Source organism: Pseudomonas sp. UBA6699 (assembly GCF_002454615.1).
In the GTDB taxonomy this organism is placed as follows: Bacteria; Pseudomonadota; Gammaproteobacteria; order Pseudomonadales; family Pseudomonadaceae; genus Aquipseudomonas; species Aquipseudomonas juntendi.
In genome coordinates this window covers 119192-128148 of sequence record NZ_DKJF01000060.1, presented here as the reverse complement: position 1 = coordinate 128148, position 8957 = coordinate 119192, and the positions used below count along the sequence as shown (strand labels likewise).

9 protein-coding genes are annotated in these 8957 nt (G+C 64.1%); all 9 read right to left on the bottom strand.

Translation table 11 applies throughout. The annotated features are described in order from the left end of the window. Positions 1–89: 89 nt before the first annotated feature. The gene (locus B3361_RS12435) at positions 90–1499 is read right to left on the bottom strand and encodes an amidase (protein WP_054903871.1); all 1410 of its coding nucleotides are present in this window, start codon (positions 1497–1499) and stop codon (positions 90–92) included. Position 1500: 1 nt separating this feature from the next. Then, positions 1501–2778, bottom strand: a complete 1278-nt coding sequence (locus tag B3361_RS12430) for a Zn-dependent hydrolase (RefSeq protein WP_054903872.1) — start codon at positions 2776–2778, stop codon at positions 1501–1503. Between the two features lie 116 nt (positions 2779–2894). Beyond that, positions 2895–3590, bottom strand: coding sequence for an ABC transporter ATP-binding protein (locus tag B3361_RS12425; protein WP_054903873.1), 696 nt, complete (start codon positions 3588–3590; stop codon positions 2895–2897). Further along, entirely contained in the window at positions 3590–4342 is a 753-nt protein-coding gene (locus B3361_RS12420) for an ABC transporter ATP-binding protein (protein ID WP_054903874.1), read from the bottom strand. The genes B3361_RS12425 and B3361_RS12420 overlap by 1 nt, the downstream gene beginning before the upstream one ends. Beyond that, the gene (locus B3361_RS12415; RefSeq protein WP_054903875.1) at positions 4342–5361 is read right to left on the bottom strand and encodes a branched-chain amino acid ABC transporter permease; all 1020 of its coding nucleotides are present in this window, start codon (positions 5359–5361) and stop codon (positions 4342–4344) included. The genes B3361_RS12420 and B3361_RS12415 overlap by 1 nt, the downstream gene beginning before the upstream one ends. A 1-nt stretch (position 5362) precedes the next feature. Then, positions 5363–6223 carry a branched-chain amino acid ABC transporter permease gene (locus tag B3361_RS12410; RefSeq protein WP_029887332.1) on the bottom strand — a complete coding sequence of 287 codons (861 nt, stop codon included), beginning with the start codon at positions 6221–6223 and terminating at the stop codon, positions 5363–5365. A 65-nt stretch (positions 6224–6288) separates the two neighbouring features. Next, the gene (locus tag B3361_RS12405; protein ID WP_054903876.1) at positions 6289–7491 is read right to left on the bottom strand and encodes an ABC transporter substrate-binding protein; all 1203 of its coding nucleotides are present in this window, start codon (positions 7489–7491) and stop codon (positions 6289–6291) included. 90 nt (positions 7492–7581) lie between these two features. Further along, the gene (locus tag B3361_RS12400) at positions 7582–8346 is read right to left on the bottom strand and encodes a FadR/GntR family transcriptional regulator (protein ID WP_029887330.1); all 765 of its coding nucleotides are present in this window, start codon (positions 8344–8346) and stop codon (positions 7582–7584) included. A gap of 183 nt (positions 8347–8529) precedes the next feature. Continuing rightward, on the bottom strand, positions 8530–8760 hold the full coding sequence (locus B3361_RS12395; protein ID WP_286920236.1) for a PP0621 family protein: 231 nt from the start codon (positions 8758–8760) through the stop codon (positions 8530–8532). Positions 8761–8957 lie beyond the last annotated feature (197 nt).

The window sequence follows — 8957 nt, the reverse complement described above, 5'->3', positions numbered from 1 at the left end:
ATATCTTGTGACAAACACCTGTCAGCCCTAAGGCGATCCCTGTGGGGGCTGGCTTGCCTGCGATGAGGCAGGGGAGGCCAGTAGCGATATCAGCCTGTAATCGGCGCCTGTAAATGCCGGCTCGGGTAATGCTGCTCATACACCTTGCACACCCGCAGCACCTGATCATCGGCAAAGCGCCCGGCCACGACCTGAAGCCCCACCGGCAAGCCTTCGCGGGTGAACCCGCAAGGCACTGATGCTGCGGGTTGTTGGGTCAGGTTGAAGGGGTAGCTGAACGGCGTCCATTCCATCCATTGCGCCATCCCCGACCCAGGCGGCACGTTGTGCCCGGCCTCGAACGCCACCAGCGGCAGCATCGGCGAAACCAGCACGTCATAGCGCTGGTGGAAGGCGTTCATCTTCGCAATCAACTCCGCCCGCGCCTCCAGTGCTTGGGTGTACTGGCTCAGGCTGATGCGAGCCCCCTGTTCGGCAATCCAGCGCAGCCCAGGGTCAAGCAGCGCTCGCTGCTCATCGCTCAACGCATTGGCCAGCCGCGCTGCACCGGCAAACCACAGGGTATTGAACGTTTCCAGCGGGTCGCTGAAGCCGGGGTCCACTTCTTCGACCTGCGCTCCCAGCCGAGCCAGGCGCTGTACCGCTTGCGCCACCAGCGCCTCGATCTGCGGGTCGACCTGCACGTGACCAAAATTGGCACTATAGGCGATGCGCAGACCATTCAGGTCTTGCTGCTGGCCCAGCCACGGAGCCTGTCGTGGCGCACCAGCCAACCCGTCACGTGGATCGGGGCGGGCGACACAGTCGAGCATCAGCACCGCGTCGTCCACCGTGCGCGTCATCGGCCCTAGGTGCGACAGTACGGTCATGGCACTGGCCGGCCATTGCGGCACATAGCCAAACGTGGGCTTGATGCCGAAGGTGCCGGTAAAGGCGCAGGGTATGCGGATAGAGCCCCCGGCATCGCTGCCCTGGTGCAGTACGCCCAGGTTCAATGCGGCAGCGGCGGCGGCACCACCCGACGAGCCACCGGCAGTCAGCCGTGTGTTCCAGGGGTTACGGGTGATGCCGTACAGCGGGTTGTCGGTTACGCCCTTCCAGCCGAACTCGGGGGTAGTGGTCTTGCCCACCAGGACTGCACCGGCCTCACGCATGAAAGCGCTGAACGGGGCATCGACCTCCCATGGCCCGGCCGCGGACGTGGTGCGGGACCCTTTGCGGGTGGGCATGCCACGGGTCAGGGTCAGGTCCTTGATCGAGGCGGGTAGGCCATCGAGCCGGCCGCAAGGCTCGCCCCGTTGCCAGCGTTGTTCGCTGGCCCGGGCAGCGGCACGGGCGCCTTCGCCGTCGACGTGGCAATAGGCGTTGACCGCCGGGTTGTGCTGGTCGATGCGCGCCAGCACATCGTCGACCACCTCCACAGGCGACAACTGGCGGCGCTGGTACAGTTCGAGCAGTTCGGCAGCGGTGAACTCGCCAATCGCGGTTTTCTGAGGCATTTCAGCGGGCTCCTGGGTTGGCGGCCTGGAACATGGCGCGCAGCAATACGTCGCAACCATCTGCCAGGTCCTGCGGCGCGGCATTTTCGATTTCGTTGTGGCTGATGCCGCCTTCGCACGGTACGAATATCATCCCGGCCGGGCCCAGCTCGGCGAGGAAAATCGCATCGTGGCCGGCACCACTGACAATATCCATGTGGCTCAGGCCCAGCGCACGTGCCCCTTGGCGCACGGCATCCACGCACTGCTCGGCGAAGTACAACGGCGGGAAGTCGGCCGTCGGGGTGAGCTGCCAGGCAAGGCCGTGTGCCGTTGCGCTGGTTTCGATGGCCGTGCGCACTTCACTGACCATGGCAGCGAGGTGCTCTGGGTCGAGGTGGCGCAGGTCGATGGTCATGTGCACCTGGCCGGGGATGACGTTGCGCGAGCCCGGGTGCAGGGTCAGGCAGCCTACCGTGCCGCAGGCATGCGGCTGGTGGGCGTGGGCAACACGGTTGACCGCAGCCACGACCTCGGCGGCACCGACCAGCGCATCCTTGCGCAAGTGCATGGGGGTGGGGCCTGCATGTGCTTCTACACCGGTCAGCACCAGGTCGAACCATTTCTGCCCCAGGCAGCCCTGGACCACGCCGATGGTCGTGCGCTGGTCTTCCAGTATCGGGCCTTGCTCGATGTGCGCTTCGAAGTAGGCACCCACGGCATGCCCGGTAGGTACGCGCGGGCCGGCATAGCCGATGCGCTGCAGCTCGGCCCCCACCGACAGGCCCTGGTCATCGACCTTGTCCAGGGTCTGCTGCAGGTCGAACTTACCGGCGAATACCCCGGAACCCATCATGCACGGTGGAAAGCGCGAGCCTTCTTCATTGGTCCACACCACCACCTCCAGCGGCGCTTCGGTGGTCAGCTTCAAGTCGTTGAGGGTACGCATGACTTCGAGGCCGGCCATGACCCCGTAGCAGCCATCGAACTTGCCACCGGTGGGCTGGGTGTCGATGTGGCTGCCGGTCATGACAGGCGGCAGGGCCGGGTTGCGGCCGGGGCGGCGGGCAAAAATGTTGCCGATGGCGTCGACGCTGACGGTGCAGCCGGCTTCTTCGCACCAGCGTACGAACAGGTCGCGGGCCTGGCGGTCGAGGTCGGTCAGGGCCAGGCGGCACACACCGCCCTTGGCGGTGGCGCCCAGTTGGGCCAGGTCCATCAGCGATTGCCAGAGGCGTTCGCGGCTGACCAGTGGGCCTTGGGCAAGCAGGTGCTGCGGGGGATCGATGCGGGTGTTCATGGTTCATCTCTCCTGAAAGTATTGGGTTGCTGGTACCGGCCTCTTCGCGGGCTTGCCCCCTCCCACAGGTCCTGCGTAGTCCTTAGAAGAGGCCGGTACAGAAAAGCAGGTCTGGGTCAGGCACTCAGGGCCAGATAACGGTTCTTGATACTCGGGTCCTCACGGAACTGCGCTGCGCTGCCCTGGTAGGCAACCCGACCCTGCTCCAGCACGTAGTGGCGGTCTGCAAGGGCATCGCAGACCATCAGGTTCTGCTCCACCAGCAGGATCGACAGCCCTTCGTCCTTGATGCGCCGCAGAATCTTCACCAGCTCGTCGACAATCACCGGCGCCAGACCTTCAGTCGGTTCATCGAGGATCAGCAGCTTGGGCCCGTTGAGCAGGGCGCGGGCGATGGCCAGCATCTGCTGCTCGCCACCGGACAGCGCGAAGCCACCGTTACGGCGCCGCTCCTTAAGCCGCGGAAACATGCTGTACACGTCCTCCAGCTGCCAGCGGCTGGTCGTGCGCACGGCGATCTTCAGGTTCTCCTCGACACTGAGCTGGCGGAAAATGCCGCGGTGCTCTGGCACCAGGGCAATGCCCAGCCGGGCAATGTCGAAGATTTCACGGCCGACCAACTGTTGGCCGTTGAAGCTGATCTGCCCCTGCCGAGGGCGAACGATGCCAAGAATGCTGCGCAAGGTGGTGGTCTTGCCGGCACCGTTGCGCCCAAGCAGTGTGACCAGTTCGCCAGCCTCGACCTTGAGCGAGACGCCTTCGAGCACATGGCTCTTGTCGTAGTAGGAATGGATCGAATCGACGTTGAGCATCAGGCGGCCTCACCAAGGTAGGCAGTGCGCACGCGTTCGTCGTTGCGCACCTGTTCAGGGGTACCCTCGACCAGGATCTGGCCGTGGCTCATTACCGTGATGCGCTGGCTGATCGACATGACGATGCTCATGTTGTGCTCGATCAACAGTACGGTATGGTCATGGCCCAGGTCGCTGATCAGGTCGGTCATGACCGGGATGTCATCAATGCCCATGCCCGAAGTGGGTTCGTCGAGCATCAGCAGGGTAGGCTTGGCGCAGATGGACATGCCCACTTCCAGCACCCGTTGCTGGCCGTGCGAAAGCTCGCCGGCGAGGGTGTTGGCGCGGCCAGTCAGCTGCAGGCGCTCCAGTACCTGGTCGGCGGTGTCCCAGTGGCTGCGCTTGTGCTCGACGCTACGCCAGAAGTTCAGCGCGCCCAGGCCATCGCGGCCCTGGGCCGCCAGGCGCAGGTTCTCGCGTACCGACAGGTTCTGGAACAGGCTGGTGAGCTGAAACGAACGCGCCATGCCCAGTGCCACACGGCCGTGGGACGGCTTGCGGACGATGTCCTGGCCATTGAACAGGATCTTGCCGGCGGTGGCCTGGCGCTCACCGGTCAGGCAGTGGAACAGGCTGGTCTTGCCGGCGCCGTTGGGCCCGATAACGGTGTGAATAGTGCCGGCGCGCACGTTGAGGTCCACGCCCGCGACCGCCTTGAACGGCCCGTATGCCAGTTCCAGCTGGCAGGTTTGCAGGAGGTAGTCGCTCATCACAAGGTCTCCTTGGTCTTGGCCTGGGGTTTGTCGTGGGAGGCACGGCTAGCCAGCAGGCGCTTGGCCAGTTCGGCCAGGCCGCCCCACAGGCCACCGCGCATGAACACCACGACCAGGATCAGGATCACCCCAAGCAGCATCAGCCAGCGTGGCCACAGTTCGGACAGCACATCGCCCAACAGCACGATGGCACCGGCCCCCAGCAGCGAGCCGAACAGCGAGCCGGTACCGCCGACAATGGTCATGATCAAAATGTTCTCGCTCATCATCAGGTCGATGTTCGACAGCGGCGCAAAATGCAGCAGCATGGCGTACAGCGCCCCGGCAATCCCGGTGATGGCGCCCGACAGCATGAACACCAGGATCTTGAAATGGCGGGTGTCATAGCCGATGGCAGCAGCGCGGGTCTCGTTCTCGCGGATGGCCAGCAGGGTGCTCCCGAACGGCGAGCGAATGACCCGCAGGGCGCCGGCGAAGATCAGCAGGAACAGCACGGCGACAAACACATAGAAGTGCCGCGGGTCGGCCAGGTCGACCAGCACATGGCCGGCGATCTCGATGTTCGGCCGTGGTACTTCGAGCAGGCCGTTGTCGCCGCCGGTCCAGCCACTGAGGGTATAGGCCAGGAAGTAGGCCATCTGGCTGAAGGCCAAGGTCAGCATGACGAAGTAGATGCCCGTGCGGCGTATGGCCAGGGCGCCCACCAGCAGCGCGAGGAAGGCGCCGAATACAGCGGCGCCAAGCAGCGCAGCGAACATGCCCCACTGCAGGTGGATCATCAGCAATGCCGCACCATAGGCGCCCACACCAAAGAAGATGCCTTGGCCGAACGACAGCAGGCCGGTGTAGCCCAGCAACAGGTTGCAGGCCAGCGCGGCCAGGGCAAAGATCAGGATTTCAGTGGCCAGGGTGGCCGATGGCAGCAGCAACGGCAGCGCCACCAGGCTGGCGACTACCAGCAACAGCAGTGCCGGGGCACGGCCCCTGGCGACTGGCAAAGGGTTTTTTTCACTCATCTCAGGCTCTCCCGAACAGGCCATACGGACGCACCAGGATCACCGCCGCCATGGCGCCGTAGATCATCAGGCTGGCGCCTTGTGGCCACAGGCTGGTCATCATGCTTTGCACCACACCCACCAACAGGCCGCCGACCAGCGCACCGCCAAACGAGCCCATGCCGCCGATCACCACCACCACGAAGGCGATGCCGAGGATTTCCGGGCCGACGAAGGGCTGGGCACCGCGCAGCGGCGCGAACAGCACACCGGCCACGCCGGCCAGGCCTACGCCCAGGGCGAATGTCAGGGAGAACAGGCGGAAGATATTGGTACCCAGCAGCGACACGGTTTCGGTGCTCTCGCTGCCGGCCCGCACCAGGGCGCCGAAGCGGGTGCGCTCCAGTAGCAGCCACAGGCCAACGCCGATCAGTGCGGCAAAACCGATCAGGAACAGGCGGTAGTACGGGTAGATGAAGTCACCCAGGATCAACACCCCGCGCAGCTCGGGCGGCACGGCGATGTTCTTGCCCACGGGGCCCCAGATCAGCACCGAGGCTTCCTGGATGATCAGGGCGATGCCAAGGGTGACGAGGATCTGGAAGGTGTGTGGCAGGTGATAGATGCGTTTGATCAGCAGGCGCTCGACCGCCCAGGCCAGGGCGGCCACCACCAGAGGGGCGATCAGCAGCGCCAGCCAGAAGCTGCCGGTGATGGCCACGGCGGTGTAGCACAGGTAGGCGCCAAGCAGAAAGAACGCACCATGGGCGAAGTTGACGAAGTTGAGCAAGCCGAAAATGATCGTCAGGCCTACGGCGATGAGGAAGTAGATCATCCCCAGGCCCAGGCCGTTGAGCAGTTGGAACAGGTACAAATCGAGCATGAGCGTGCCCTCGACAGCGCGCGGCGCGGCTGCCTGTACGAGTGTGAGTGACTAACGCCGCGGCTTCAGGCCAAGGCGCAACCGGTGTGGTCGGGCTCGACGAACGAGCGGCCCGAGCTGATGATTTCGGCCAGGTCGTCTTCGTCGCGCATCTGCCCTTGGGGCTTGCCGCGCAGCAGGTAGTAATCCTTGAGCACCTGGTGGTCGCCCGGGCGGATCAGCTCGTCGCCGGTCGGCCCCTGGAAACGCATGCCCTGCAGTGCTGCAGAGACGGCGGCCCCGTCCAGGCTGCCGGCCTTGACGATGGCTTCGAGCATGACCTTGGTGCCGATGTAGTCGGCGGCCAGCGGGTAGTTGGGGTTGATGCCGTAGGCCTTGCGGGTGGCGGCAACCAGTTGCTGGTTCAGCGGCGTATCCACCTGGTGCCAGTACTGCGCGCCCAGGTACACGCCTTCGAGCACGTCGCTGCCCAGTTCCTGGAACTGGTCGAGGCCGGCTGACCACACCATCAGCACTTTCATGCGGTCCTTGATGCCGAAGTTGACCGCCTGGCGCAGCGCGTTGGAGGCCTGGCTGCCGAAGTTGAGCAGCACCAGCACGTCGGGTTTGGCCGCGATGGCATTGGTGAGGTAGCCCGAGAATTCCTGCTCTTGCAGCGAGTGATAGCTGTTGCCGATATGTTCCACGCCCTGCTCGGCGAAGACTTTGCGGGCGTTGTCCAGCAGCGCGTCGCCGAACACGTATTGCGGGGTGATGGTGTACCAGCGCTTGGCCTGCGGAAGTTGGCGAATCATCGGCACCAGGGTTTCGCGGATGGCGCCGTAGGTCGGCACCGACCAGCGGAAGGTCGAGGCGTTGCAGTCCTTGCCGGTGATTTCGTCGGCGCCCACCGGGGTCATGAACACGCCACCGGCCTTGTGTATTTCCTTGGAAACCGCCAGCGCCGAAGACGACAGGGTGCAGCCCTGGAAGAAGCGGGCGCCATCCTGGCCAATGGCTTCCTGTACCTTGCGCACGGCCTTACCGGCGTTGCCTTCGGTGTCGATGACTTTGTACTTCAGCGGGCGCCCCAGCAACTGCGGGTATTCGGCGATGGCCAGGCGCGAGCCCATGTCGGCGTACTTGCCGTAGCTGGCGAAGGCACCCGACATGGACTTGAGCCCATAGAAGGTCAACGGTTGATCGGCGAATGCCCGGTGTGCTCCCAAGGGGAGGCTACCGAAGGCACCCAGGGCAAGGCCTGCCTTGAGCAGGGTACGTCTTTGCATGGGTAACTCCTTGGTTGTGGTTATTAGGCAGGAGTGGCAATGACAAAGCGGGTACGGCCGGGCCTGTGAGCAGGCCTCTTTCCAGGCGGATCAGTGGTGGTGGTTGAACTCCAGCAGGAAGTGGCGGGCGACCTCGCCCTCCAGTGCGGTCATGTGGTGTTCGGCGTCGCACATGTGCTCGTGCATCAGCCGGCGTACGCTGGGCTCGTCACTGGCGCGCAGGGCGCTCAGCAGTTGTTTGTGGTAGTCGATGTTGGCTGCGGCGAACTGCTGGCGCTTGGGCAGGTAGGCTTTTTTCAGCACCACCAGGTCGCGCAGCAAGTCGTTGAGGAACACTGCCATGAAGCGCAGCAACGGGTTGGGGCAGCGGTGGGCCAGCAGGGTGTGGAACTCCAGCTCCGCCAGGCGCTGTTCGCGCTGGCCCTCTTCGCTGTCTTCCGGCGCACTGCAGAAGTCGATGTTGGCCTCAAGCGCGGCATAGTCCGCTTCGCTCAGCTGGCCCATTACCGACACTGCCAACTCGACCTCGATGACTTTGCGCAGCTGGTAGACCTGCTCGCCGTCCAGGTGCTGAAAGTGCAGGTAGTTGCGCAGCGCTCGGCTGGCGGGCTCGGTGCCGACCTCGGCCAGGTAGGCACCACCGGCAGGGCCGGTGCGGGTGCTGACCAGGCCTTCGACCTCAAGAGCCTTGAGTGCCTCGCGGGCAGTGCCCTTGGAGCACTCGAAGTGTTCCATCAGCTCACGCTCGGTGGGCAGGCGGTCGCCGGGGTGCAGCGCTTCGGTGACGATCGAGCGCTTGACCGACTCGACGATCACATCCGACAGCTTCTGGCGCTTGCGTTTGGGTTTGAGCATTTCGCTATTTTTCATATTTATGCGGATAAATAGGATTTAGCGAATTTTGCCGGGGTGGGTCAATGCTGGGGGAGGGGGAGGGGTCGTATTTGGTGTGAAAGGGTCGGGGAGGGATATGTGAAGAGGTGTATGGACTGCAGACCCTGTGGGTGCGGGTAAAGCTGCTCCCACAGGGCTCTTTGTTCAGCCTTGGCGGCCAGGACCTTGCTGCAGGTGGGCCTGGCTGCAATACCACTCGTTGCCCTGCTGCAGCGCCCGATCATTGGGCAGGTGCACGCCGCAATGGGCGCAGCGCACCATCGTCAGTGGCGCATCGAGCTTGGCGTCGGGGCGCGACTGCTGGCTGATTTTTAATTTGCGCCACAGCCAGAACGCGGCGGCGATCAGGGCGATCCAGAAAAGTAGGCGAACCATGGTGTCCAGCTTGTTGATGGAAGAAGCCGACAGTCTAGGATGCAGCCGACAAAAAAGGGAGGCCCGAGGCCTAATGCCAGTCAGTTAAGCGTTACTGGGGCTGCTTTGCAGCCCTTCGCGGGCACGCCCGCTCCCACACGTTTGGCGCTGAACTCAAGAAATGCGCAATGCCCTGTGGGAGCGGGCGTGCCCGCGAA

What these genes read in the sequence shown, in the direction of transcription:
- B3361_RS12435 (WP_054903871.1), bottom strand. Translation starts at nt 1,499, where the DNA reads ATGCCTCAGAAAACCGCGATTGGCGAGTTCACCGCTGCCGAACTGCTC.
- B3361_RS12430 (WP_054903872.1), bottom strand. Translation starts at nt 2,778, where the DNA reads ATGAACACCCGCATCGATCCCCCGCAGCACCTGCTTGCCCAAGGCCCA.
- B3361_RS12425 (WP_054903873.1), bottom strand. Translation starts at nt 3,590, where the DNA reads ATGCTCAACGTCGATTCGATCCATTCCTACTACGACAAGAGCCATGTG.
- B3361_RS12420 (WP_054903874.1), bottom strand. Translation starts at nt 4,342, where the DNA reads ATGAGCGACTACCTCCTGCAAACCTGCCAGCTGGAACTGGCATACGGG.
- B3361_RS12415 (WP_054903875.1), bottom strand. Translation starts at nt 5,361, where the DNA reads ATGAGTGAAAAAAACCCTTTGCCAGTCGCCAGGGGCCGTGCCCCGGCA.
- B3361_RS12410 (WP_029887332.1), bottom strand. Translation starts at nt 6,223, where the DNA reads ATGCTCGATTTGTACCTGTTCCAACTGCTCAACGGCCTGGGCCTGGGG.
- B3361_RS12405 (WP_054903876.1), bottom strand. Translation starts at nt 7,491, where the DNA reads ATGCAAAGACGTACCCTGCTCAAGGCAGGCCTTGCCCTGGGTGCCTTC.
- B3361_RS12400 (WP_029887330.1), bottom strand. Translation starts at nt 8,346, where the DNA reads ATGCTCAAACCCAAACGCAAGCGCCAGAAGCTGTCGGATGTGATCGTC.
- B3361_RS12395 (WP_286920236.1), bottom strand. Translation starts at nt 8,760, where the DNA reads ATGGTTCGCCTACTTTTCTGGATCGCCCTGATCGCCGCCGCGTTCTGG.